Annotated in this window: 22 protein-coding genes and 1 tRNA gene; 6 read left to right on the top strand and 17 right to left on the bottom strand. The window is 53.1% G+C overall.

Going from position 1 to position 25,413, the window contains the following annotated elements; genetic code table 11:
• Window positions 1-11: 11 nt before the first annotated feature.
• The gene (locus DKB62_RS08475; protein WP_087478363.1) at window positions 12-353 is read right to left on the bottom strand and encodes a nucleotidyltransferase family protein; all 342 of its coding nucleotides are present in this window, start codon (window positions 351-353) and stop codon (window positions 12-14) included.
• 129 nt (window positions 354-482) lie between these two features.
• Window positions 483-1,523: an alpha/beta hydrolase gene (locus DKB62_RS08470; RefSeq protein WP_198643444.1), complete on the bottom strand. Its 1,041-nt coding sequence runs from the start codon at window positions 1,521-1,523 to the stop codon at window positions 483-485.
• Between the two features lie 760 nt (window positions 1,524-2,283).
• On the opposite strand from DKB62_RS08470, the gene DKB62_RS08465 reads away from it, so the two are divergent.
• Window positions 2,284-3,704 (top strand): IS3 family transposase gene (locus DKB62_RS08465; protein ID WP_107195398.1). Its coding sequence is split into 2 segments (ribosomal slippage): window positions 2,284-2,851 and window positions 2,851-3,704, totalling 1,422 coding nucleotides; the frame shifts between segments, so codons are not numbered across the junction.
• Between the two features lie 372 nt (window positions 3,705-4,076).
• On the opposite strand, the gene DKB62_RS08460 is transcribed toward DKB62_RS08465, so the two are convergent.
• The 11 genes from DKB62_RS08460 to DKB62_RS08410 all read right to left on the bottom strand — a co-directional run bounded on the left by DKB62_RS08460 (window position 4,077) and on the right by DKB62_RS08410 (window position 15,811).
• Window positions 4,077-4,160 (bottom strand) — tRNA-Leu (locus tag DKB62_RS08460).
• 138 nt (window positions 4,161-4,298) lie between these two features.
• The gene (locus DKB62_RS08455) at window positions 4,299-4,790 is read right to left on the bottom strand and encodes a macro domain-containing protein (RefSeq protein ID WP_107195399.1); all 492 of its coding nucleotides are present in this window, start codon (window positions 4,788-4,790) and stop codon (window positions 4,299-4,301) included.
• A 1,429-nt stretch (window positions 4,791-6,219) separates the two neighbouring features.
• Window positions 6,220-6,636 (bottom strand): hypothetical protein, encoded by a 417-nt coding sequence (locus DKB62_RS08450; protein ID WP_107195400.1) that lies wholly within the window; start codon window positions 6,634-6,636, stop codon window positions 6,220-6,222.
• A 4-nt stretch (window positions 6,637-6,640) separates the two neighbouring features.
• Window positions 6,641-8,821: an autotransporter outer membrane beta-barrel domain-containing protein gene (locus tag DKB62_RS12605; protein WP_157949645.1), complete on the bottom strand. Its 2,181-nt coding sequence runs from the start codon at window positions 8,819-8,821 to the stop codon at window positions 6,641-6,643.
• Window positions 8,822-10,941: 2,120 nt separating this feature from the next.
• A complete protein-coding gene (locus tag DKB62_RS08440; protein WP_157949646.1) occupies window positions 10,942-11,568 on the bottom strand; it encodes an RNA polymerase sigma factor in 627 nt (208 codons plus the stop codon).
• A gap of 77 nt (window positions 11,569-11,645) precedes the next feature.
• Window positions 11,646-11,873, bottom strand: a complete 228-nt coding sequence (locus tag DKB62_RS08435) for a DUF2922 domain-containing protein (RefSeq protein ID WP_107195403.1) — start codon at window positions 11,871-11,873, stop codon at window positions 11,646-11,648.
• 35 nt (window positions 11,874-11,908) lie between these two features.
• Window positions 11,909-12,124, bottom strand: a complete 216-nt coding sequence (locus DKB62_RS08430) for a DUF1659 domain-containing protein (RefSeq protein WP_095630015.1) — start codon at window positions 12,122-12,124, stop codon at window positions 11,909-11,911.
• Between the two features lie 784 nt (window positions 12,125-12,908).
• Window positions 12,909-13,442, bottom strand: a complete 534-nt coding sequence (locus DKB62_RS08425) for an N-acetylmuramoyl-L-alanine amidase family protein (RefSeq protein ID WP_107195404.1) — start codon at window positions 13,440-13,442, stop codon at window positions 12,909-12,911.
• Window positions 13,443-13,739: 297 nt separating this feature from the next.
• Entirely contained in the window at window positions 13,740-14,201 is a 462-nt protein-coding gene (locus DKB62_RS08420) for a hypothetical protein (protein ID WP_107195405.1), read from the bottom strand.
• A complete protein-coding gene (locus DKB62_RS08415; RefSeq protein ID WP_107195406.1) occupies window positions 14,122-14,943 on the bottom strand; it encodes a phage replisome organizer N-terminal domain-containing protein in 822 nt (273 codons plus the stop codon). Before DKB62_RS08415 ends, DKB62_RS08420 begins: the two co-directional genes overlap by 80 nt.
• 523 nt (window positions 14,944-15,466) lie before the next feature.
• Window positions 15,467-15,811 carry a TIGR04076 family protein gene (locus DKB62_RS08410; RefSeq protein WP_095630012.1) on the bottom strand — a complete coding sequence of 115 codons (345 nt, stop codon included), beginning with the start codon at window positions 15,809-15,811 and terminating at the stop codon, window positions 15,467-15,469.
• 130 nt (window positions 15,812-15,941) lie between these two features.
• Here DKB62_RS08410 and DKB62_RS08405 point away from each other — a divergent pair, with 130 nt between their 5' ends.
• Window positions 15,942-16,319, top strand: coding sequence for a winged helix-turn-helix transcriptional regulator (locus DKB62_RS08405; protein WP_107195407.1), 378 nt, complete (start codon window positions 15,942-15,944; stop codon window positions 16,317-16,319).
• A gap of 754 nt (window positions 16,320-17,073) precedes the next feature.
• Here the strand turns inward: DKB62_RS08405 and DKB62_RS08400 are convergent.
• The 4 genes from DKB62_RS08400 to DKB62_RS08385 form a co-directional block, all read right to left on the bottom strand.
• Window positions 17,074-18,480 carry an SGNH/GDSL hydrolase family protein gene (locus DKB62_RS08400; protein ID WP_107195408.1) on the bottom strand — a complete coding sequence of 469 codons (1,407 nt, stop codon included), beginning with the start codon at window positions 18,478-18,480 and terminating at the stop codon, window positions 17,074-17,076.
• 95 nt (window positions 18,481-18,575) lie between these two features.
• A complete protein-coding gene (locus DKB62_RS08395; RefSeq protein WP_107195409.1) occupies window positions 18,576-19,859 on the bottom strand; it encodes a M48 family metallopeptidase in 1,284 nt (427 codons plus the stop codon).
• Window position 19,860: 1 nt separating this feature from the next.
• Window positions 19,861-20,121: a GIY-YIG nuclease family protein gene (locus tag DKB62_RS08390; RefSeq protein ID WP_087477970.1), complete on the bottom strand. Its 261-nt coding sequence runs from the start codon at window positions 20,119-20,121 to the stop codon at window positions 19,861-19,863.
• Window positions 20,122-20,129: 8 nt separating this feature from the next.
• Complete coding sequence (locus DKB62_RS08385; protein ID WP_087477969.1) at window positions 20,130-20,606, bottom strand: peptidylprolyl isomerase; 477 nt, start codon at window positions 20,604-20,606, stop codon at window positions 20,130-20,132.
• A gap of 301 nt (window positions 20,607-20,907) precedes the next feature.
• Between DKB62_RS08385 and DKB62_RS08380 the strand changes: the two genes are divergently transcribed.
• The 4 genes from DKB62_RS08380 to DKB62_RS08365 all read left to right on the top strand — a co-directional run bounded on the left by DKB62_RS08380 (window position 20,908) and on the right by DKB62_RS08365 (window position 25,344).
• Complete coding sequence (locus tag DKB62_RS08380) at window positions 20,908-22,119, top strand: MFS transporter (protein WP_107195410.1); 1,212 nt, start codon at window positions 20,908-20,910, stop codon at window positions 22,117-22,119.
• Window positions 22,112-22,543 carry a MarR family winged helix-turn-helix transcriptional regulator gene (locus tag DKB62_RS08375; RefSeq protein WP_107195411.1) on the top strand — a complete coding sequence of 144 codons (432 nt, stop codon included), beginning with the start codon at window positions 22,112-22,114 and terminating at the stop codon, window positions 22,541-22,543. Before DKB62_RS08380 ends, DKB62_RS08375 begins: the two co-directional genes overlap by 8 nt.
• A gap of 121 nt (window positions 22,544-22,664) precedes the next feature.
• The gene (gene hcp, locus DKB62_RS08370; protein ID WP_107195412.1) at window positions 22,665-24,227 is read left to right on the top strand and encodes a hydroxylamine reductase; all 1,563 of its coding nucleotides are present in this window, start codon (window positions 22,665-22,667) and stop codon (window positions 24,225-24,227) included.
• 139 nt (window positions 24,228-24,366) lie between these two features.
• Window positions 24,367-25,344, top strand: coding sequence for an Rpn family recombination-promoting nuclease/putative transposase (locus tag DKB62_RS08365; RefSeq protein ID WP_107195413.1), 978 nt, complete (start codon window positions 24,367-24,369; stop codon window positions 25,342-25,344).
• Window positions 25,345-25,413 lie beyond the last annotated feature (69 nt).

Raw genomic sequence — 25,413 nt, 5'->3', positions numbered from 1 at the left:
CGGTTTTCGCGTCAGGCACTGATTTCGACCCCTTCCTTAGCAATGTTGGCATAATACGGCAGCGCACCATCATATGCGGCAAACTCTGCCGCCGGAATCACCGTAGGCGAAATAATAACGTCATATTCTAACTCCAGCTCTGCCGAAATATTCCATATATCTTTTAATTTCCGCTGCAATTCGCCGCGTTCCCCCTCAACGATGGCAACTAAATCTATATCCGAATCCGTTTCAAAATCGCCGCGGGCGTACGAACCATATAAATATATATGGCGCAGCGCCGTTCCGTATGCAGTGCGATAGGCCCGGGCAATTTCCGCAATAATGGCATGTAAAACAGCATCAGAGCACATATAGGTTCCTCCCTTCGCATGGCTTTCTGTATATATTATATATGATTTTTACGCGCTGCAACAGACAGGATATCCGTATAGACAAAAAAGGCTGCCCCTCAGGCAGCCTTTTCCTGTCAGATATGCGATTTATGGGTTCAGCGCTTCGTCCAGTACGCGGACGTATTCGTCGATAGCCCGCTTTGAATAGTCCGTTCCCTTGGCGATGGCCTCGAAGGCGTGATAGGCCCGGGGATAGAGGTGAAATTCCACCGGCACGCCGGCCTGGGCCAGGCGCTGGGCGTAGCGTATCGTATCGTCCCGGAAGGGATCCAGCGTGCTGACGCAGGTATACGTCGGCGGCAGTCCTGACAAATCGTCGGCCCTCGCCGGAGCCATATAGGCCGTCGCCCGATCCGTCCCGACGGCATCGCCGATATAGGCCTTCCATGCAAAGACATTAGACACGTTGTTCCACACCCTCATGTCCATGACTTCACGGCTGGCCGGCGAGGCCATGCGGTCGTCCAGCATGGGGTACAGGGGCATTTGAAAAGCCGGCCGTATTTCGCCTTTGTCACGAGCCATCAAGACCACGGCGGCGCAGAGATTCCCGCCGGCGCTGGCACCGGCAACGGCGATGCGCGTATCGTCGACGCCTAAGGACGCGGCATTGTCAAAAAACCATTTCAGCCCCCCATAGGTATCGTCGATGGCCGCCGGATAGGGGTATTTCGGGGCCAGCCGATAATCGACAGATACGACGACGGCCCCTACCTCCTTGGCAAACCGCAGGCTCTGGGCCTCGTCCTGCTCGGGCACGCCAAACAAGAATCCGCCGCCGTGAATCCAATAAATCCCCGGCAGTTCCGCCTCGGCCTGTACGGGCTTGTACACCCGCAGGCGCAGCTTGTCCGAGCCGTCGCCATTGGGAATATACACGTCGTACACCTGTACAGCCTCGTCCTTCGGCAAATTCGGCGAACCGACTAAGGCTCCGGCCCGCCGGTTAATATCCTCCAGCGCGCCGGGCTGATTGAAATCCAGAGAAGAGCTCTGTTCCAGCGCCGGCCGCAGCTGCGGGTCCACCTGTTCCAGATACGCCGACTCCCCGGCAAAGGCCGTCATAGACGACGCGGCAATCACAGCGCAGACGACGGCGCTGCGCAGCATATGTTTCCATGAGTACACGATTTACCTCTCCCTTATGTATAGAATATAATAATTTATTTTATCATATCAAATGACGCAGCCTTCTTTCAACATAGTTTGCACGCTAAGGGTTGCAAAAGCAAAAAAACTGCGCTCCACGAACCCCTATCTCTGGTTCCATGAAGCGCAGCCTTTCCCTAAGCGCTATGCCAATCGAACATACAATCGCTTTCCTTATTGACATACGCCCCTTCGTCCTGTACCATAGGACGCGAGAGGCGTTTGTGCACATCAAACGGCAGGCGGTCAAATCCAGCCCCCGAAACGGGGTGATGCGTATGGATTCTATCAATGCGACCTTAGTATTACTCATCGTGTTGTTTTATCTCATTTCGCACAAACAAAAATAGCCGTCTGCAGCCTACCAATTCTGTTGACGACTATTTCTGTTAACACATAAAGGGGGCTGACCGTTTGTCGGCACAGCGCCTCGTTTTTCATCTCCATCTTAGCATAGCTCCACAGGCTCGTCAAGCTGTATGCCAATCGAACATACCATCGTTTCCCTCTTGACAAATCGGCCGTTTGTCCTGTACGATATGACACAAGAGGCGGTAATCAGGCCCCGGAATCGGGGTGATGTGTATGGGATTTGACCAGATAAACGTAACGCTGTTACTCCTTATCGTGTTGACCATCCTGACACAGAACAAACAAAAATAGCCGCCTTCCTCTTCCCATAGTGAACTGACCCCCAAATGTTAGACCAAAAATCTAACGATTGGAGGTCAGTTTTTTTATGGCGAAACACAGTTACGAATTTAAGAAGCAACTGGTATTAGAATACCTGGACAATCAGGGAAGCTACGCTTCCATTTCACAAAAACATGGCATGTTGGACAGTTGCCAGTTAAGAAAATGGGTTGCTGCTTACAAAAAAATGGGGGATGCCGGGTTAAAACGCTCTCGCTCCCGGAAAGAATACTCTTTCGAAGAAAAGCTTTCTGTGGTAGAGTCTTACTTAACAAGCGAACTCTCGTATCAGGAACTGGCTCTTCAAATGGGAAGCAACAATCCGTCGATGCTTACCAGATGGGTAAATGACTTTAAAATAGCTGGGCCGGATGCGTTAAGACCGCATAGGAAAGGCAGGAAGAAGACATTGAGTACCTCGCAATCAAGAAAAACAGAAGCACAAGTTCAGCATACGGAGGTTGATACCCGCGCAGAGCACGTCAAGGAATTAGAGGATGAACTTCTCAAACTCCGTATAGAGAATGCAGTTTTAAAAGAACTGAGGAGACTGCGGTTAGAGGACGAAGCAAAACGGAGAGGATTGCGAACGTCATCTTCAGTCTCCGAGGACAATTCAAACTAAAAGATCTTCTCTCCTACACCCATTTGCCGAAAGCCACCTACATGTACTGGCAGAAACGCATGGGCCGCGAACATCCGGACAAAGAAATAGAAGATACCATACAGGAACTCTGCAAACAGCATACCACCTATGGCTATCGGCGAATCACGGGTGAGCTTACCAATCAGGGATGGCGCGTGAACAAGAAGAAAGTACAGCGTATCATGCAAAAGCTGAGCCTTCAGGTCACTTGTTTTACGCGCAAGAGCCGCAGATACAGCTCTTACAAAGGGAAGGTGGGAACCATCGCTCCCAATAGAATACGCCGTCGCTTTCACACGACGGTTCCCCATCAGAAAATCACAACAGATACGACAGAATTTAAATACTATGAATTGGATGCCCAGGGGCATCTGACGCAGCATAAGCTGTATCTGGATCCCTTTCTGGATCTGTTCAATGGAGAAATCCTCAGCTATAGAATAGGGAACCGTCCTTCTGCTGAAAATATATTAGCAGCACAGGCAGAAGCCATCGACATCACCGCGGATTGCCCGTATCGCAGAACCTTCCATTCCGATCAGGGTTGGGCGTACCAAATGAAGGCATACGTCCGCAAGCTCAAGCAAGAACGGATTTTTCAAAGCATGTCCCGAAAAGGGAATTGTTTGGATAATGCGGTGATGGAAAACTTCTTCGGCCTACTGAAACAAGAAATGTACTATGGCGTCGTGTACTATAGCTACGAAGAATTGAAATCAGCTATCGAACAGTATATCAAATACTATAACGAGCAACGAATCAAAGAAAAACTTGGCTGGAAGAGTCCTGTCCAATACAGGTTGTCCCTGTCCGCTGCATAAAAAAGTAACGAGATAGCAAAAACTACCTCGTTACTAAAGTCTAACTTTTTGGGGTCACATCATAGGTCGCGACTATTTTTGTGCGTAAATACTTATTGAGGCGAACCGTTTGTCGGTGCAGCGCCTCGCTTTTCATCTCTATCTTAGCATAGCTCTACAGGCTCGTCAAGCTATACGCCAAACGAAGACAATATCAAGTTGTTGCAGGTATGTATTTGACAGAACCATCTTGGCATGTAAATCTGCCTTTACTATTTAATTGTATGGCGGGCGACGCCCCGCTGATTTGCATTTGCAACGTTCTCCTTTTTCCGTTAAAACAAATAATCCGAACTCATCTCCTACTGGAAACAAGTTCGGATTATATCGGTTTGGTGCCGGAGAAGGGACTTGAACCCCCACGGTGTTACCCGCCTGATTTTGAGTCAGGTGCGTCTGCCATTCCGCCACTCCGGCAAGCTGTGTTTGATTCCTTAGCACAAGAGTAATTATATCACAAAAATCCTTTCCGTCAAGTACTTTTTTTACAATCTCAGCAAAAAAGTCTTTGCTGAGATTGTCTTTTCCCTTCACCGCCGCGCAGTACGCCGTATATTATACGTATTCTAATTCGCCGACGCCCTCGCACGACAGCAACACTAAATACACGTCCATCTCATGAACGGCCAAAAAATCTTCGATGGCTTCCTCGCAGACTTGAAGGGCCTCTTCCCGAGGATAGCCGAAGATGCCCGATGAAATCAGCGGAAAGGCAATAGACCGAAGGCCGTAGGATTCGGCAAGGGCCAGCGATTTGGCATAACATTGGTACAGCAATTCCCGTTCACCATGGTCGCCGCCTTCCCACACAGGCCCTACGGTATGAATGACGTACTGCGCCGGCAGATGAAAGGCCGGCGTGATGACAGCGTCGCCCGTCGGGCAATGCCCGATATCCTGACAAGCTTCGGTCAGCTCGTCATATCCGGCTGCCCGGAATATAGCGCCGCATACGCCGCCGCCCATCAACAGCCGCTCATTGGCCGCGTTTACGATGGCATCGGCCTGTACCTTTGTAATGTCTCCGCAAATAATTTTAAACGGCATCGCCCGTTACCTCCTGCATAGATTGTATAGTATTACTATACTAAAGATAGAATCATTCTGCAAGAGAGGCACCCCATACACAAACATACGAACGCTTTTCTCTTGCCAAAGAACCCGTTTGCCCTGTACCATAAGACACAAGAAGCACTGCATACTTCAAACGGCAGACGGTAATCGTGCCCATCCATCCTGACACAAAACAAACAAAAATAGCCGCCTTCCTTTTCCCCGAGGTTGCGACTATTTTTGTTAATAACACTATTGGGGCGAACCGTTTGTCGGTGCAGCGCCTCGTTTTTCATCTCTATCTTAGCATAGCCCTACAGGCTCGTCAAGGCGTATGCCAAACGAACATACGGACGATTTTCCCTTGACAAAATACCTGTTAGTCCTGTACCATATGACACAAGAGGCGCTGCATACTCCAAACGGCAGGCGGTAATCAGGCCCCGGAATCGGGGTGATGTGTATGGGATTTGACCAGATAAACGTAACCTTGTTACTTCTTATCGTATTGATCATCCTGACACAAAGCAAACAAAAATAGCCGCCTTCCTTTTCCCCGAGGTTGCGACTATTTTTGTTAGTAACACTATTGGGGCGAACCGTTTGTCGGTGCAACGCCTCGTTTTTCATCTCTATCTTAGCATAGCTCCATCAGCCCGTCAAGGCGTATACCAATCGAACATACAGACGGTTTTCTCTTGACAAAGCGCCTGCCTGTCCTGTACCATATGACACAAGAGGCGCTGCATACTCCAAACGGCAGGCGGTAATCGGGCCCCGGAATCGGGGTGATGTGTATGGGATTTGACCAGATAAACGTAACGCTGTTACTCCTTATCGTGTTGACCATCCTGACACAGAATAAACAAAAATAGCCGCCCAATCCCCATTGTTGCGACTATTTTTGTGCGTAATATAATTGGGGCGAACCGTTTGTCGGTGCAGCGCCTCGTTTTTCACCTCTATCTTAGCATAGCCCTACAGGCTCGTCAAGGCGTATACCAATCGAACATACGGACGATTTTCCCTTGACAGCACGTCCTGTTATCCTGTACCATAAAAGGCAAGAGATGCTATGCATTCCAAACGGCAGCGCGGTTAAATTATGCCCCTAGAAACGGGGTGTTGCATATGGATATAGCCCAAGTAAACGTAACGTTGTTGCTTTTAATGGTGTTAATCATCGTATTGCAGCACACGCAAAAATAGCCGCCACCCAGAGCTCCAATTCTGATTGCGGCTATTTTGCAATATAGTATTGGGCTAACCGTTTGTCGGCTAGCATCTCTTTTTTCATGTTTATCCTAGCATACCCTCGCCGCCTCGTCAAGGCGCCGATCGCTTCTATATATTACATTATTATATATACAAAAAGAGTCAGAACGCAGTTCGTCTGTTCTGACTCTTTTCTTATCATATCTACCTACGGTGTCCGCTTCCGATGCGCGGAAAACCACTGTATGCGGCAGTCGGCGCTGCAGAAGGCGGTTCGCCGGTCCTTTGCTTCCGTGACGGTCACTGTCCGGCCGCACTGCCGGCAGGAAAAGGTACGCACCACGGCCTGGCACGCGGCGTGCTCCGAGTGCTTCCAATACAGCCGCTCGCAGCGGGGCGAGCAGAATTTTACCCGTTTGTCGGCGCGGTTCGTCACGGAGACGATCGTCCCGCAGCGCAGGCAGCGAAAGGAGCGCACCGTCTTTCCGCAGGCTCGCTGCGCCGGCGGGGCTTCGTCCCGATGGCGGTAGGCGTAGCGGCGGCAGACGGCGCTGCAATAGGTCTGCGTCGACCGGTCCGCCGTAAACTCCTTGCCGCAGACGGGACATTTCGCCAGTCGGTTCATGCCCTTAGACTTTCCAGTTCATGCCGACGTTGAACTGGTACGTATCTTCGTTGTCATTGCCAAAGGTCTTTTCCACGTCGAGGAACATGTACGTCCCCTTGCTGAACTGATGGGAGAAGCCGAGGCCTACGTCGTACCAGGTACCTTCGTTTTCATAGGTCGTGTCAAGGCGACCCGTATCGTCGAAGGCGCTGATATCCTGATCGCCCAGGAATTCATGAAGCACGTCGGCCTTGACATAGAAGGTATTGTTTTCGCCCATATCCTTGCCGAGGCGGAAGCCGACGCGGCCGATGAGGCTGTCGATAGCGTCCAGTTCCACGCTCGTGCCCTGGCTCGTCGTGTAGTCGGCGTCGGTGACATGAGCATACTGGAGCTGAACCTGAGGTTCGAAATACCAATCCTTGCCGATGTCCTTCTTGCGGCCGTATTCGGCGCTGGCCGAGTAGACAAAGTTGCTGTAATCGCCGGTAATCTTTTCGCCCAATTCGCTGTAGATGTCGAAATCATTGGACAATCTGCCGAATTTCAGGACGTAATCGGAATAATGGCCTTTATTGCCCAGCCACGTATCGTAGAACCATACGCCGCCGCGCCGTACGTCGCCGTCACCGGCTACGTTATGGTAGTCCGTCGTGCCGCGCATGTAGTCGATAGCAAAGCCGCGGCGGTGTTCGCCGTCTTCCCGGTCGTCGACGCGTTTGTCATAGCCCAGTTCCATCATGGTATTCTTGCTGCGGAAGGCGTCAGACTTGCCGATGCGGTCGTGGCGGATGCGCACCCACAAGCCTTCGTCGCCGTCAATGTACCGTGCTTCGCCCATGCGCTTGTTCAATCTATCCATGTAGATAGCGTTGGAGTAGTTGACCTTGGACATGTCGATAATGGTTTTACCGGCATTGGATAGTTCCGTCGATTTGACGCCGATGAGCTTGAAGTTCGTCGTATCGTCTAAGTCCGCCCCGTTCATGCCCGTATTCGTGCCCATGTCTTCCGTCGCATCTGCCGAATCGGGCGAAGCAACAGCCGCTAAGGTCATGACGCCGTTTGCAGCAGCTTCCTGCGGTTCGTCCTTAAAAAGGTTATCTACCAAATCATTCCCCGGTTTCGCCGCGTCCATTTCGCCGTCGGCATTCGTGCTGTTATACGCATCGTTTTCCGAGTTCCCATTGTAGTTGTCCGTGCCGACTTCGTATTCGACGTTATACACGCCGTTGCCATACGTACCGGCGCTGAACGTGGCGTTCGACCCTTTGCCGACCGTCGCAAAGCGCAAGCCGTCAAACCCATCCTGATACATGTCTTCTACAGTCACGGCGTTTTTCAAATTGATGAAATACTCGCCGTTCGCTTTTTTCATGTACAGCATATCGCTGACGTTTCGTTCTCCGTCGAGCTGCATCGTAAACATGGCGTTGCCCTTCATTTCGCCGATCGTCAAAGCCTGTACCGTTTTATTCAATTCCGAATCCGTCGCACTGAGGTCGATTTCGACATGCTCACTATTTCCCGTATCCACTTTCGTAATCCAGCTCTGGCCCGTAACCGTCCATTTCGAGCCTTCGCCCATGGTAAGGTTTACTTCGCCGCCCGTAAGGATTTCGCTGCTGAAGGCCGGGTTAAAGAACGTCGTACCGTGATCGTTGTTTTTAACCGTGCCGGCGTCACCGTAGTCGTCAGCACGGCCTTCCAGACGGCCGCCGTTGCCAAGGTTGACGTTTAACACGCCTGTATTACCGGCAAGCAAGTTGCCGTGAATGTTGATACCGTCAAACGAAGCGTCTTCGCCAGCAGCCCGGGTTTTAAGAGTCGCGTTGCTGATATGAACTTCGCCGCCATACGCCGCCAGAATATCGCCTTCAATGGAGCTGCCAGCCTTGTAATTCAAATGAACCGTCGCTTTTTCCAAGCTATTGAGCTTATCTTCTGTAAAATCTTCAGCCTTCAATTCCGTCGCCGTGCCTGCGGCAATGGCAATATCGCCGCTGTTCGGGGACTGATCGTAGCTGTACGTGCTGATGTTAGTTACGCCGTCAATATCAATATTCGCGCCATCGTAAGCCCATACGGCTCTTTCAGAGGTGTGTTCGTCTGTCGTATCGGCATAATAGGTTTGAATCGTATTGATACCAGAAAGCTGAATCTGCCCGCCTTTTTCCGCATATAACGCAGAAACAACGTCCATGCCGGTAGTTGTCGTTTCGCCGGTTTCGCTATCTGTCGTTGTTTCTTTGCCAGTTAATCCGCCAGCTTTATCAATGACAGCTGCAGAATAAATGCTGTTTGCAACTTCACCATTAGAAATTCTGCTAAAGGTATTGCCTTCTACGTCTAGTTTACCAATACCAACAGTAGTATCTTTTCCAGTCGCAGATACAGCACCATAAATCGCATTATAGCCATTCTCTCCGGTTGCACTTACAGTTGTTACAGTTGAATTTGTTGATGAAATAGCTAAACCATCACCGTAATTAAAATCTAAAATATTATTTGCAACATCGTTATCTGCGCCAATTATATTATTTTGCCCAGTAACAGTAATATCTTTCCCCGTCGCATGCAAGCCATATTTACCAGCTAATATCTTGTTGTTTAATGCTGATGTTATAGTCGCATTACCAGTACCTGCAGTCCATACACCTTCTTCACGACCAATCATAGTTGTCGAACCATTTTTAGCAATTACTTTCAACGTACCATTTTCCGCTTTCGCTGCACGCTGTGCATAAGAACCAATTTTTTCTTCTTCATTGACTTTATCTTTTATATTTACATCATTTTTTGCTTCTATTTCTAACAAGCCGCCACTGCCAGCATACACCCCATAATAGCTCCATGCGCCAATATTAATATTATCTGCTTTTAAAATACTTTCACCGGCAGAAGTATGGCTATACCCATTGGCCCCCATTAAATTAATGACGCTATTTTCTTTATCACTGCGCATATAAACATTGTTTAAAACGCCAGCTTGCGAATTATTATGAAATGCCCATGAACCACTGGAATTTACATTGATGGATTGTGTATCATCAATTGTTGTAGTTGTGGGAGTAGTTAAAATCGCAGGAGGTTCACTAGTTTCCTGTATAAAACCATTTGCTGTTGCATTAATGGTTAAATGTTCCACATCTAACGTTAAATCATGTTCATAAAGATAAATACCGTCCCCCTTGCTTGTATTTAATGTCAAGCTGTTGGCTTGAATATTGCCTCCTACAAATATTGGGTTACCTCCGCTAGCCGCTGTTGTATTAACAACGATATTACCCTGCCCAGTAATCTTCGGCCCATTTAAAAACAAATTATTAAATGTCAAATCTACATTTTTATCTACGCTAATTTCTTTGTTGGCAATAAAATTTTGATTTTGATCTGCCGACGTAGTTACGCCATTTACAGTAATCGATTGATTTACACTAATTTTGTCAGTGTCAATTATAACGCCTTCAATGGCATTTCCATTCGCATATTTACCTGACAAAAATTCACTTGTCGTTACTTCCGCCGCCCATACCGCGCCATACATGCCAGTGCTTAACAGTAAGCCCAGTACGACGGCTTTTCCTAAGTTTCGTTTGCCTATCATATGATTTCCTCCTCGTCCATGGCTGTACGACCTCATCCTCCCAGTCAAACAGTGGAATATCTTTTATCGGATGCCATCCTATACAACCATGTATAATTTATAAACACATTTTGTTATAACCAAAATACATATGTATGCGCGCTAGTCCTACTTCGCTTTATACATATCCCCTTTATTAATATACTTCATACCCCCCCCCCCTGTCAAGAGGAAACGGCCATTTTATGCGATTTTTCAGCTATTTTTTTCGCGCAAAAAAAGACCGAATCCGCACTGGATTCGGTCTGTCGTATGGATTCAAGGTTTCATGTAGTGCTCATATAGTCACCGACTGCACAGTCATTCTCCCTTTTTCTCATAGTTCTCTCATGCCAGGTTAAAAAATCTTTAATCATGGCATAATATACTGAACGCGTTGCTCTACTCCATTCCTGGCAACGGAAGGGAGGGAATCGCATGAACGCTTTATCATCATGTCTGTCATGGCAAGCGTAGTCGCTCACTACCTTTGCAAGCACAGCCCGTTACGGACGCGGCGGTTCCGGCTTCACCGGATACGACATCGGTTGAGGATAGTACAGCCGTATCCGAACGCAGCGATTTTACCGCACGGCCTCAGCCGATGTCGTAAGACGGGGGATTTCCGGGCCGGCCTCTTTCTTTTTGGCTGCTTTTTCTTTCTGGCCGAGCCGAAAGAAAAAGCAACAGCCATCCTCCTATTTCTTTCCCCTTTGCTTTTTCGGAATTTTCTTCGGCGCGTCGCCGTCGAGGCCGTAATGGCTGCGGAGCTTGCGCACGCCGCGGTTGATGACGGTCTGAATCGAAGGGATGGGGATGCCGTGTTCCTCGCTGATGGAGCGGAAGGTCCATGCTTCCTTGTGGCGCAGGCAGACGAGGCGGCGTTCCTTCTCGTCGAGGGTATCCAAGGCCCGCTGGAGCTCTTCTTTTTCTTCCAGCTCGATGACCCGGCCCATGGGACAGACGGCGTTCTGGTCTTCCAGATAGTCGGGCAGATCGGTCGTGCCGCCTTCGGGACAGTAAACGTTCTTTTCAAGCAGGGATTGTTCCTGCTTGTAGCGGTAAGCGTCGTCGCCGAACTGCTTTCTGACGCGCCGGACGATGGCCAGGGGGACGTCCACGTTGTCCGCCAGGTCGTAGGAATAAATGCATTCGATCAAAGCGGTAGTCGCGACCGAGCGGGCGTCATGAATGCTGCCGTACACGTAGCTGTATTTACGGGCCATGGATTGGATAAAGGGGTTGTACAGCTGACAAATATCTGCAATGGCATCGACGTCGCCCATCTGGACTTGACGGATGCATTGCCGTACAGGAATGGTCATACAATGTTGCCTCCTTATAGGGCAAAACACCTTGAGCATACGCCCAAGGCATTTTGCGTTTTACTTATCATTATACCTTATTCGTCAAGAGTCTCGACCTGACGGGTAATGATGCGGCTGTCCTTCAAGGCCGTCAGCTCGCCCTCGGCCGTCGCGAAAATCTTCTTTTCCAGCAGCGTGCTGACGGCGGCGTCGATGGTGCCCTTGTCGAGGCCCTCTTTGGGATTTTTGAGGGAATAGACGACGCTGTTTCCGGTGGTGTCGGTAAATTCGAGCTGTAAGGTTCTGGTTTTAGTCTGAATCATGGTATATTTCTCCTTTCGAAATGGAAAATACTGGCTTAGGCCGTAATTTCATTTTCAATGACTTCGCGAATCGACGTAATCGGATCGTCCTGCAGGGTGCCGATAGCCGTCGCCACAGCTGTGATGCTTTCGGGCTCGGCCGACGGCTTGAGGTGGGCAAAGGTCATCTGCCGCTTTTTCTGCGCCCCTTCGTGATCCTGATAGGAAACGGTGAGTTTCAACTTGCTGGAAATTGCAGTACGTTCTGCCATAATAAATTCCTCCTTTGGAATGTGAATATATTTTCTGTCTTTGTCAGCGCAAAGACAGGAGAAAGCTAGGATTGCGTTATGTCCCAACGCAAAGGGAATGTTATTACTTTTTTTCTTTCTGCGCGGCCAGAAAGAAAAAAGTAATCAAAAAAAGAAAGAGGCCGGCCCGGAACTCCCGCGCCTTGCTGCGAGCCTTACAGGCGGCGCAGTAAAATCGCTTCGCTCGGATACTGCTTACTCCGCCTGTAAGGCTCTTCGCATCCGCCTGCGGCGGCACGGCGCGTCCGTAACGGGCGAAAAAACACCGCGCACTGTTCTCATATATTTCCGTACAGTAAGTCTTACTTATTAGATGGGCCGCTTTCTCATGATAAAATACATCAACGCATCGCTGAATAACACATTTAGTTTTATCAAGTGCAAAGTTCCTATGCTATGCGCTATCCAAAAGAGCTCATGGCCCTATGTTGAAAGCCCATGAAATCGTCATAAAAGATACGTGTTGTCTTGCAGCTGATTGTCCCGCCCATTACGGACGAGTCGTGCCGACGTCAGTCGGCTGCTGTACATGGCGCAGGCGGAAGAAACGGCATCCGAGCGAAGCGATTTTGCCGTGCCGCCTGCGCCATGTACGGCAAGACTCGGTAGTACCTGGGCGGCGGTTCTTTCTTTGCATACTTTCTTTCTGACCGCTCAGAAAGAAAGTATGGGCACTTTCTGGCCACGCAGAAAGAAAAAAGTGACATCCCGGCCTAAAGGGGACGCTCCCCTTTCAGCATATGTTTTATGCTGCCTTCCTCGCCATCCCCGGCCACTGCATGATCCCTGTGGCGATGGCCCGCGCTACGGCGTCGGCGCGGCTCTGGTACTGGCGGATGTCGTAGTCGTTGTCGATAAAGCACACTTCGACGACGACGGCAGGCATCACCGTATTGCGCAGGACGAAGAGGCCCGGCCGTTCCTTCAGCCCGCGGTCGGGCAGGTTGAGGACGGCTTTGATGTTGGACTGAATGGCATGGCCCAGGAGCAGGCTCTCCGCCGTGTGAGAGATGAGCGTTTCCGTGCCGGCGGCGCGCTTGTTGAAAGCGTTGAAGTGCAGGGACACGAAGGCGTCGGCCTCGGCGTCATTGGCTTCGCCGCAGACGGCGTACAGGTTGTCCTGCTGTCCAAACAGGACGGCGACGCCGTTTCGTTCCAAATACCCTTTCACGTTCTGGGCCAGCTCATAGGCCAGGTCGCACTCGCGCAATCCCATGGCTTCGTTGACTGCGCCGGAATCAAGGAGCCGGTCGTGGCCGGCGTTGAGGTAGATTTTCATCGTTGTATTTCCTCCTAACGAAATATTGAATCAAACGAATCACAAATACAATAGTCTGTTTGTCGAGGTTTCTCAAACACTGCATAATCCGATGCATAGGAACGCCTCCTTCGTAGAACTGCCATGTCGGCCGCCATGGCTTTCTGAATCTGTCGCGTCGGCGTCTCCTGCATGGGACGGCAGGAAACACTGTCGTTGCTGCCCCTGCGAGCCTTGCGCCCCTGGGGAAATGAACTGCTGCGCTCTATATAAATATGTATTATATATACCATGGATCTGGCGGCGAAACTCAAGCCGTCAGCCAGCGCACTCCAGGGTCTTCATGCTCAGGCTGATTGTCCCGTCGGGCTCCAGCTCCATGACCATCTGGTAGGGCGAAGCCGTCCGTTGTTGTTCTGCCGCATAGTCCATGCAATTCATAATTTCCAGCCAGTTTCTCCGGATGACGTCGTCGCTGATGTCGGGAAACCGCTGCCGGGCAAACTCGCGCAGCTCCGGCCCGATGTCCTGTTTCGGCAAGGGGCTGCCCTGCCTCAGCAAGTCGCGGACAGAGCGCAGCCGGCGGACGACGGCGGGGTTTCTGCGTACCGGCACCGGCGGCGGCACACTCTCGCGCCGCTGCATATCGCGGCGCATAGTCCGCCACTCGGCCAGGATTTCCGCTATAGTCGGCGCAAACTTACAGGTCTGGGCCAGGCGGGCGCCCAGTTCCGCGCCTTGTTCCTCCGTCAGCCCGGCGGGCAGGCTGGCCTTCAGCACGTGTATGAACTGCGGATTCATATTCATCCGCTTGCCGAAGCATGACACTAACGTATTCATCAATACTTGCATACCCATGGCAATCATCCTTTCCCCTTCGCCGCGGCTGTCCGCCGCTGTTGGCGAGAATCGAGCGGATATAGTTGAGGTTATTTCCCTCAGCTCCCCGCTCCTTGGCAATGGTTACAGCACGGCAGACGGCGTCGACGCCCCACCGGCATTCCATCTCGTCTAAGGCAAGCTGCGCCGCCCGCTGGATACCGCCAAAGACCTGGGCGTAATATGCCGCGGCTTCGCCTCCTGCCGTCTTCTCAGGAGCTTCGGCAGTACCGCCGTCATCTCGGCAGCCCCCTTCGCCCTGCTTCTGACGGAAGCGGGCCACGCGGCTGCGCGTCTGCTGGCGGCGGCGTTCGTCCTTGTCGAAATCCTGCAATTCTTCCCAGTCGACGAGGCGAATACGACCTTCTTCATCGCGGCGGATGAGGTCTATCTGCTCTAAGAAATCAAGGGCTTTTTCGACGACGTCGCGGCGGCGGCGAAGGACGCGGGCGATGTATTCGCCCGTCAAGGGTACCTGCTCCGACAGGCAGGCATAGCCGTCGCAGTTGACCGTCCCGGCAATGTCCTTGAGCAAAAACCAGACGACGAAGTACGTCTCGCCGTGGCGCTGGCTGAGCATAGCCATGACCTTCGGGTCGCCAAACAATCCAATTTTTGTTTTCATCCAACGAAGTTGTTTCATTTTCGGTCCTCCCGTTCGTCAGCTCCTGGGGGCTGCGTTCTATAATAGTAAGGGAAAAGGCCCCGTCGTTTTATGTCTCCTCATGGAAAAATTTCTCTCCGTCTATTCCGTCCGTTCCGGGGCGACGCCCGTAACGCTGCGCGTCTCTTCTCTTATCTCCCTCTTGTCTCCTCTGGTCTTGTCTCTTCTAGTCTAGGGCGTTACGTACGCGTTACATCCCTTGATGCCAACAGCAAAAAATGGCGTATTCATACGGATTCTCACATCTGCGCTGCCGTCAGAAATAGAGAAAAAGGCATGACAAAAGCCGCCCGATCCTGGGCCAAAGGGGCCGGATTCGAGCGGCTATGTCGTATCGTTCGTCTTATCTCAGCGGACAAAAATGAGGACAAACCGAAGGCTTTCGGCCCGCATTCCTGCCGAATGACAGGCTGACAGGAATGCGTCGACGGAGCTGCAGTATATCAATATAATATAACAAAGTCTTATACATGCATATGAAGAATAGATTCATGCAAAGCCGTCAGCGGACGGGAACGTAGCTGCGTTCCGCCTCTTCATCCGTTCCTTCGAGCTTCATGATGACCGGGCGCAGGCCGTCGTTGCAGCTGCAAATGGCGACGTTGGGCTTAGCGATCCAGTCGCCGTGATAAAACAAGGTCTTGCCGTCGCCGTGAGCCAGGGCGAAGACGTACTGATAGATCGCCTTCCACGCTTCGTCGCAGAAGCCCTCGGGCTTGGCGTAGTCGGCGTAAAAGACCTGGCCTTCCCGCATCATGGGACAAGCCGTGAGTCCCGGCACGCCGTACTGGGCGGCCAGTTCCGCATCCAGTGTCGTCTTGAGTATGGTGATTTTTACGTTTTTCATGGCAGAGCTCCCTTCTCCGGCCGGGCCGGGTTGACTTGTATATCCTTCTTCTCTTATGATAAAAAAGAAAAGACAGATTGTATAGTACGCACTTTTTTGACACATACTATGGAGAAAGGAAGTACCCCTCATGAGCATGAAGCCCTACGAAGGAGCCCTGCAGGCCTTGTCCGACGTCCCCTTCGGCTACACCCTGTCCCTGATCGGCGGCAAATGGCGGCTAATCATCTTGTATTTTCTCGTCGAATACGAGACCATCCGCTTCAACGAGCTGAAGCGAAAAATCGGGGCCATTACCTACAAGACGCTGAGCGAGCAGCTGAAAGGCATGGAGCGCGACGGCCTGATCGTCCGCCGTGAATATCCCCAAATCCCGCCGAAGGTCGAATACAGCCTGTCAGACAAAGGGCGCTCCCTCTACCCGATCATGGAAGCCATGTGCCGCTGGGGCGAGGCCCATCGGCCCGACGACACCACACCTGAACCCACGGAAAAGCCAGGCGAATAGCCCTGGCGCCATGACGCGCGCCTTGACGGCAGCGGGCTCAGCCGTTATAATAAAGGTGAAAAAAGCGAGGCCCTGTGCCAACACACGGTATAGCCCCCGCAATGGTTACAAAATTGTAGCCGTCTTAGCTCGCGAAAACTAAGGTGACGGCTATACTTTTTTGTTACATTTTGCAACAAAACCACAAGAACGATGAGTAATAACAACGTTATGTTTGTATCGCTCATGGGCATCACCCCCGTTTCATACAGATTCGGGGGCTTTTTTCACCGCCTGCCGTGATGGCGCAGCGCCTCTTAGGCAATAGTATACAAGATGACCGCATACATTGTCAACGCAATTCAGTTCATATGTTCGTATTATAATTTCAAAATACGCAAATACCCATCTCAGCAGCTGTCTGCCGAGGTGGTATAGGGCGCGCCTTGACGGCAGCGGACTCAGCCATTATAATACAGGTAAAAAAGCGAGGCGCTGTGCCAGCAAACGGTATAGCCCCCGGATAGATTACGTACAAATAAACAACCGTTTCTAGTCTGGGAAAACTAAGGTGGCGGTTACTTTTTTGTCGTATCTTTCAACAACATAACCAAAACGATACACCGTAACAAGGTTACATTGGTGTCGTTCATGGGCATCACCCCCGTTTCGTGTAGATTCGGGGGCTTTGTTCACCGCCTGCCGTGATGGCAGCAGGATTTCAAAATACGCAAATACCCGTCCGGCTGATCGTCGCCGAGACGGGTATTTTTCATTATAATTCATCATCAGAATTCCACGCTTCGTCGGGAAGAGCCGTAATATCCGGCCAGGCAGCGTTGATGGCCTCGGCCATGAGGCGCTTGCCCGGCGGGTCGAGGTGGAGCCCGTCGACGGCCAGGTCTTCCCGCAGCTCGCCTCGTTCGTCGGCCATGCCCGGCGTAATGTCTACGTGAACCTGGGTCTTCACATAGGAATTGACCGCCGCAATGGCTTCGCGCCAGCTCCGTACCGTGTCCTGCCCAAAGGCCGCGCGGATGTTGTCCGGGTTGAGGGGCGGCAAGGTTAGAAAGACGGGGCGGATGCCGTATGCCAGGCATTTCGCTTTGACCTGTTCCATGTCGGCGATGACGTCGGCCGGCTCGACGCCGGCGCGGAGGCTGTTCGTCCCCATGAGGATGAGCAAGTACGGCGGCCGAAAGGGCGCGACGTCCTTGTCAAACCGCTCGACGGCCGTGCGGCTCGTGTCGCCGCTGAAGGACAGGTTGACCGTAGGGAACGCGAGGTAATGGCCGTAGCTGAATTCCCAGTCCGCCGGCGAATAGGACACGCTGCCGCCGCCGTGGCTGATGCTGTCCCCGTAGATAGCGGCCGCGCAGGGCCGGCCCGGGTCGGTCGTATACGACGAGGCGTCGGAGTACACGCCCAAAGGACTGCCGTCGCTGCGGACGGCCCGGACGCGCCAATAGAAGGGCTGCGCCGACATGCGCGCCTGGCTGTCGTACTGATGGGCGATTGACGTCGTATAGACGGCGATGCGGTGCGTCGAGGGCGCTGTGCCGTTGGGATTTTCCGGCGGCGCGTCGAGGATTTCTACTTCGTAATGGTCGGCATCGGGCATGGCAATCCAGTCGTACACGGGATAGAGCAAGGTCTGCCCCTGGCCCTGATTGTACGTCGACAGGGGAACGGGCTTGACTACGTCCTGTTTCTGCCAGTCTACGGGCAGGGGCTCCAGCTCGGAAAAGGGGCCGATGGCTTGGCCGCGCAGGTTCAGGGGCTTGACGCGCCAGTACAGGACGGGTTCGCGGCAGCCGGCGGGAAGCAGGAGCTCGCAGGCCGTACTGTAGACGCGCTGCACCGCCATGACCGGCTCGTAGCACGGAGACGGGCCGCCGCCATGGCGCTTTACAACCTGCACGTCGTACATGACGGCGCCGTCGATACGGCTCCAGCGCAGGACCGGCCGGGATGACGCCGGATCGTCCGCCGTATAATGTGCTATGACAAGGGGCTGATGCCGGCAGTCTGTCTCCGCGTGGTCGATCAACAGATGGCGGGCTTGTTCCATCGGCGGGTCGACGAGCTCCTGGGGCTCTGCCGTCTGATAGGCCACGGCGACGAGGCCCGCGCCCAGGGTAAGGGCTGTCAGGACGGCGCAGCAGAAAGCGCTGTAACGCATGGCCTTCTCCTCCTTTCTCAAAATCCAAGACAGCATAACGACGCGCCGCCGTCGGGCAGGAAGTCTGTCCCGTCGGCGGCGCGTACGTATTGAGCCTACGAAGCTTCGGCAGGCTGCTGGGCTTCCGCCGTGGCCTGTTCGGCCTCTTCTTTGGCTTTCTTATCTGCTTCGTATTGTTTTTTCCACTCTTTGTTGAGCTTCTTGATTTCCTTTTCCGACAACATGGCCGGCTCGGCCTTCAAGGCCTTTTCCAGGGATTGGGTAATGGCCCCTCCGTCGTCGCCGGGCGCGCAGGTCATGATGCGCAGGCCGTTGACGTAAATGTCGGAACCATGCTGGGCTACGTTCCATGCCGGCGGATAGATGGGGGCGTCCTTATGGGCTTTCTTGCCCTTTTTATCCTGCTGGTTCAGCGGCACGGCCTGGACTTCGTCTTCATCGATGGCCTCGCCGTACTCGTTGTGGGTCACGCGGGCCAGATTGCCCGCCGCCAGAAAGGCCCTACGCCGCGGCGAGTAGTCGCCCGACGGGACGGGATGGATGACCGGCTGGGCGTTGACGTACACGACGTCGCCGCCGACCTGGACGTGGTTGCCCGACCACTGGCTCATGCGGAAAGCCAGCTTTTCAATGCGGCTGGTCATCTGCGGATGGTTGTTCGGATTGATGATGCGCTTGAAGCCTTCCTGATACAGCTCGCCGTACTGCTCGTAGACGAGCTGCATGGACGAGGCCGCGCCGCCGACGTTGTACTGGGTGTTCTTGAAGACGTCAAACCCGTGGGCGTCGGCTTCTTTTTCCTGGTCCATCGTCACCACTTCGTTGTCGATGTAGTTGACGGCGACGCTGCCCAAGAGGACGTCGAGGACGTTGAGGTCGCCGCCGAGAGCCACATCGACGAGGGTCGCGATGCCGATGCTCTTCAAGACGCCGTTGACGGCGTGGCGTTTTTCGCCGTGCTGCATTTCATGGCACAGCGTAAAGGCCAGCTCGTCGTCGCTCAGGGCGTCCATCATGCCCTTGTTGACGGAAATGACGCCGCCGATGGTTTCAAAGGCGTTCAGGTCCTCCGACGGGTTGGCGTATACGTCGTATTGGCGTTCGATCATGCCCGTGGCTACGATGTTGCGCTGAATCCCTTCCAAACGGTCGCCGTAGGCTTCGCCGGCGACGACGCCCGTCTTGGCCTGGGTGCTGGCCAGCATCTGCTGCTTCGCGCCGTCGTCCATTTTCGTCAGCTGCTGCTTGGCCAAGGTCATGGCGGCGGCCCCGTAGGCCAGGGTCTGCCACCACGACGCGGCCATAGCCGTGCTGACGGGGACGGCGAACAAGGTCAGGCTCAGGAAGCCTGCCGTCAAGGCTTTCTTCCAATGTATCATGTTATACCATCTCCTTTGGCAGGGACTGGCAGAGGGCTTCTTTTTCTGCCCGGGGCATCTGCTTGATCTGCCATTCCCAGTGCATCGCGTCGTGCTTCGTCGGGAAGGCCCGGCTCCACACGAGGCGGACGGGACGACGGGAACGAGTATACTTGGCGCCGCGGCCCGCGTTGTGAGCGGCGACGCGCTTGTCTACGTCCAAGGTCCAGCCGGTGTACAGCGTGCCGTCAGCGCAGCGCACCATGTAGGTATAAAATGGCATGGAACCTCTTAGAGCGTATCCGTAATGGCGACGGTTTCGAGGACTACGTCGTCGAGAGGACGGTCAAACCGGTTCGTCGGCACCTGGCTGAGGGCTTCGACGACGTCGTAATTTTTGACGACCTTGCCGAAAATGGAGTGGTGGTTCTGGAGCCACGGCGTCGGCACGACGGTGACGAAGAACTGGGAGCTGCCCGTGTTGGGGCCGGCGTTGGCCATGGCCAGGACGCCCGGTTCGGCAAAGGTCAGGGACGGGTCGAATTCGTCAGGGATCATTTCGTCCGAACCGCCGTAGCCCGTGCCTTCGGGGTCGCCGCCCTGGATCATGAACTGGGGAATGATGCGGTGGAAAATCGTGCCGTCGTAAAAGCCCGATTCGGCCAGCTTGCGGAAGTTCGCCACCGTAATGGGCGCCTTGTCGGGGAATAATTCGACGGTGAAATCGCCGTGATTGGTCTTAAATACTGCGTATACTGTGTCTGCCATCGTACAGCCTCCTATGTGTTTTCTCTATACTACTTATATTATAGCATAAGAAGGACCGGGAATATATCCATCCAGAGAGAAGGATCCGTCCTATGCTTGTAAGAAATTATACTATATTCTCGCCTGATATGCCATGTCCCGCAGCCAATCCGTGTTGTCCTGCCGCCGGGCGGCTTGACAAATCGGAGGCGCAGCGGTATAGTATATTCATTCATCAGATATTTAACTAGTTAATTATCTGATTTTTTTATTCATCAATAGTTAACTAGTTATCTATTTTTTTCAGAAAGGATATGATTTCATGACGAAAGCTCCGTTATGGACAAGACGTTTTTTTGCTATCATTATTGCCAACGGCCTGTTATTTGCCAGCTTCCACTGCTTATTGCCGACGCTGCCCCTGTACGTGGCGTCCTTAGGCGCGTCGGGCGCGGAAATCGGCCTGATTTCCGGCATCTTCGGCGTGTCGGCCATCTTCATCCGCTTCTTTACGGATGATTTTGTCAAGCTGCTGGGCAAGAAAAAATGCTTATACCTGGGCCTGTTTTTCTCCCTCATTTCGACAGTAGCCTACGCCTTCTTCACATCCATCCACATGCTGCTGATTGCCCGTGTCGTACAAGGGCTGGGCTTCGGCCTGGGCACGACCTTTGCCGCCGCCCTGGCCGTCGACATCATCCCCTCGTCGCGCCGCGGCGAAGGTGTCGGCTATTTCGGGTTAGGCAACACCATTTCTATGGGCATCGCCCCGGCTCTGGGCGTCATGCTTCTTACTGATTTCAGCTCCGATTTCCTCTTTGCCTTTTCCACCATCGCCGCCGCCTTGGCCGTCGGCTGCACCGTGTTCTGCAGCGAATCAGCCAGCGCCGTCCGCCGCTCCCGCCGCGCGCCGAAGGTAAAGGTACCGTGGCGGAGCCGTTTCTTCGAAGCCGGCACGGGGTTTCCCTCCTTCTTTACGATGCTCTTTGGCCTGGCCTACGGCTGCGTCAATACCTTCATCGCCCTGCTGGCCCAAGAAGTCCATATTCCCAACTCAGGCTTCTTCTTCGTCGTCGGTACGGTATTCGTCTTTCTGACCCGTACCTTCGGCGGCCGGGTCTACGACAGCAAGGGGCCCTTCTGGGTACTGCTGCCGGGTATCGTCTCCTACACCGTCGGCCTGGTCGTCATCATCAACGCTACTTCCTTTACGGCCCTCATGATTGCCGCCGTCTTTTACGGCACCGGCGCAGGACTCATCATGCCGTCCCTTATGACCTGGCTGTTTAACTCCGTCGCGCCGGAACGCCGCAGCAGCGCCAGCGCTACCTACTACAACATGCTGGACGTCGGCACCAGCGGCGGCATTATCGTCCTCGGCGGCGTCGCCGGCGTCATCGGCTACGTCAACATGTTTTACTATGTCCTGGCCGCTATGGTATTGTTCTTAGCCGCTTTCTTAGGCCAGCATTTCTATAAGCCGTCGGCAGCCCGCAAGCTGATGGTGCATCAGGAGGATTCCGCTCATGGCTGATACACAGTTAGACGACGCATTAATACGGCAGCTTCACGTCACGGTCCGAGCCTTTACGAAAGGCGTCAACGAGGTCATGAAGCCCCTCGGCCTGTACAGCTCCGAGTGGGCCGTCCTCAACTTCGTCGCCAATCACGACTCCTTTCCCCAATCGGACATCGCCGCAGCCTTGGAAATCGAAGGGGCGGCCATTTCCAAGACCCTGAGCAAGATGGAGCAGAAAGGACTCATCGTGCGGACGAGCAGCCAGGACAAACGGGAAAAACGCATTTCCCTCACAGAAAAGGGCCGGGAGCTGTACCCCCTGGCAGCCCAGGCCGCCGGCAATCACCGCAGCGCCGTCTTAGCGGGCCTCTCACGGGACGACCGGCAGCAGATGCTGTCCTTCATCCAGTCCATGCTGGATCGCATTCACGGCGACTAATGTATACAAAAATTCTACAAAATTGATATATCCGTTGTATTTACAACAGACAGATCCCTCCTTTGCCACTATACTTAGTATATCAACTGAAATGAGTATCGTTCCAAAGGAGGTCTTTACTATGGAAAATAAAATGTTCTGTTTTCAATGTGAGCAAACGATGAGAGGCACTGGCTGCACGGGCTGCGCCGGCGTATGCGGCAAATCGGCTGCCGCAGCAGATTTGCAGGATGAACTGACCAGCGCCCTCATCGGCCTGGCCCGCGTCTGTCAGACAAATGCTCCGACAGCCCAGACGCACCGCCTCGTGCTGGAAGCTTTATTTACAACGATTACTAACGTCAACTTCGACGAATCAACTATTCAGATCATGATAGATAGAGTGCGTGCGGAAAAAGCGGCCCTCGGCGGACAGGCCGGCGACTATGACGTCCGTCAGATTTGGAAAGCCGACGAAGATATCCGCTCCCTGAAATCTCTCATCCTCTTCGGCCTGCGCGGCATGGCAGCCTACGCCTATCATGCCCTCATGCTGGGCCGCAGCAGCGAAGAGGTCGACGCCTTCTTCTTGAAGGGATTGGCTGCCCTCGGCGAAGACTGGGGCATGGATGAACTCCTGCCCATCGTCATGGAAACGGGCAAGGTCAACCTGACCTGCATGGCTCTCCTCGACGAAGCCAACACGACGGCGTACGGCACGCCGACGCCGACGACGGTTCCCCTGACGATTGAAAAGGGCCCCTTTATCATCGTAACAGGCCACGACCTGAAGGATTTGGAACTGCTCCTGAAGCAGACCGAAGGAAAAGGCATCAACATCTATACCCACGGCGAAATGCTGCCGGCCCACGGCTATCCCCTGCTCAAGAAATACGGCCATTTGAAGGGCAACTTCGGCACAGCCTGGCAGAATCAGCAGAAGGAATTTGACAACGTTCCCGGCGCTATTCTGTTCACGACAAACTGCCTCATGCCGCCGCGCAGCTCGTACAGCGACCGCGTCTTCACGACGGAAGTCGTCTCCTACCCCGGTCTCGTCCACATCGGCGAAGATAAGGACTTTACGCCGGTCATCGAAAAGGCCCTGGCCCTGGGCGGATACAGCGAAGAACAGCATTTCACGGGCATCAACGGCGGCACGACGGTCATGACCGGCTTCGGTCACGGCACAGTTCTTTCTGTCGCCGACAAAGTCATCGACGCAGTCAAAGGCGGCGCCATTAAACACTTCTTCCTCGTCGGCGGCTGCGACGGCGCCCGTCCGGGCCGCAATTACTATACGGACTTTGTCAAACAGACTCCGGCCGACACGGTCATCCTGACCTTGGCCTGCGGCAAATACCGCTTCAACGACCTCGACCTCGGCACTATCGGCGGCCTGCCCCGCATCATGGATATGGGCCAGTGCAACGACGCCTACAGTGCCATCAAAGTAGCAGTCGCCCTGTCAGAAGCCTTTGGCTGCGGCGTCAACGACCTGCCTCTCACCTTGGTTCTCTCCTGGTACGAGCAGAAGGCCGTCTGCATTCTCCTCACGCTCCTGTACCTGGGACTCAAGAACATTTACCTCGGCCCGACGCTGCCGGCCTTCGTATCGCCGAATGTCCTGAACTTCCTCGTAGAAAACTACAACATCACCCCCATTTCCACACCGGAAGAAGACTTGAAAAAGATATTGGGCTAATCCTATCAGCTCGCTGCGGCACACCTCGCCGCAGCGAGTTTTTCTATGCCTCCAGCTCATAATATAACGTCTTTCTCCCTATGGCATAAAGGCAAATCGTGATACAATACAAGTAAGAACAGTAAAAAAGGAGGCGGCTATGGCGCAGCAATTAAACCGGCTAAACGACGTATTTTTCAAATATCTCCTCGGCGATACAAAAAAGAAATTCCTGACGCTGAGTTTTATCAACGGAATCCTGAACCGGACCGACGATATGCTATTCATCGATTTAGAATTCTTAGACAAGGAAATGACCCCCATCATGCAGGACGGCAAGGTATCTGTCCTGGATATCCGGGCGAAAATGAACGACGGCACGCAGGTCAATATCGAAGTACAGGTCTGCAAAGATCCGGACATGGCCCGCCGTTCCCTCTACTATTGGGCAAAAATGTACGGCAGCGAGCTCCGCGAAGGCGAGCCCTATGACAAGCTCATGCCGGCAATTTCCATCAACCTGATGGATTTCAACGCCTTTGCCCAATACACGACATGCCATCATTCATACCATATCTGCAACGATGAAACAAAGGACATCCTCATCGACGATTTAGAAATGCACTTTATCGAGCTGGAAAAAATCCGCATCGGCGACATCCGCAAGCTGCGGAAATCAGAGCGCTGGATCGCCTATTTTTCCCACCAATGCAGCGACGAAGAACGGGAGGTGCTGGCTATGAGCGAACCGGCCATCAAAGAAGCGATGAAATGCGAAATGTATTTCACGCAGGACGAAAAGCTGCGCCGAAAATACGAAATTCAGGAAAAAGCGCGGCGCGACTATATTTCTATGATGCATAATATCGAAAAGAGCCGGACCGAAGGCTGGCAGAAAGGCCTCGAAGAAGGCCGGGCCGAGGGCTTAGCTGAGGGCCGGGAAGAAGGACGGGCTGAAGGGCGAAAGGAAGGACGGGAAGAAGGACGGTTGGAGGAACGGAAACGGCTGACAGAACAAACCGTAGCGACGATGCTCCAGGAAGGCCTGTCCCATGAACTGATCGCCCGCATCATGGGCCTGCCGGAAGAAACGGTCCATGCCATTGCCGCCGCCCAGCCTGCGCCGGCAACGGAGTAATAAAAAAACATCAGGTACGTGAAGCCGTTCCTGATGTTTTTCTTTGGCCGCCCCATGATATGAGGAGAT

The sequence above is a fragment of the Megasphaera stantonii genome (genome assembly GCF_003367905.1).
GTDB classification, from domain to species: domain Bacteria; phylum Bacillota; class Negativicutes; order Veillonellales; family Megasphaeraceae; genus Megasphaera; species Megasphaera stantonii.
Note: the sequence above shows the minus strand (reverse complement) of the source record. Positions and strands in the feature narration are given on the sequence as shown.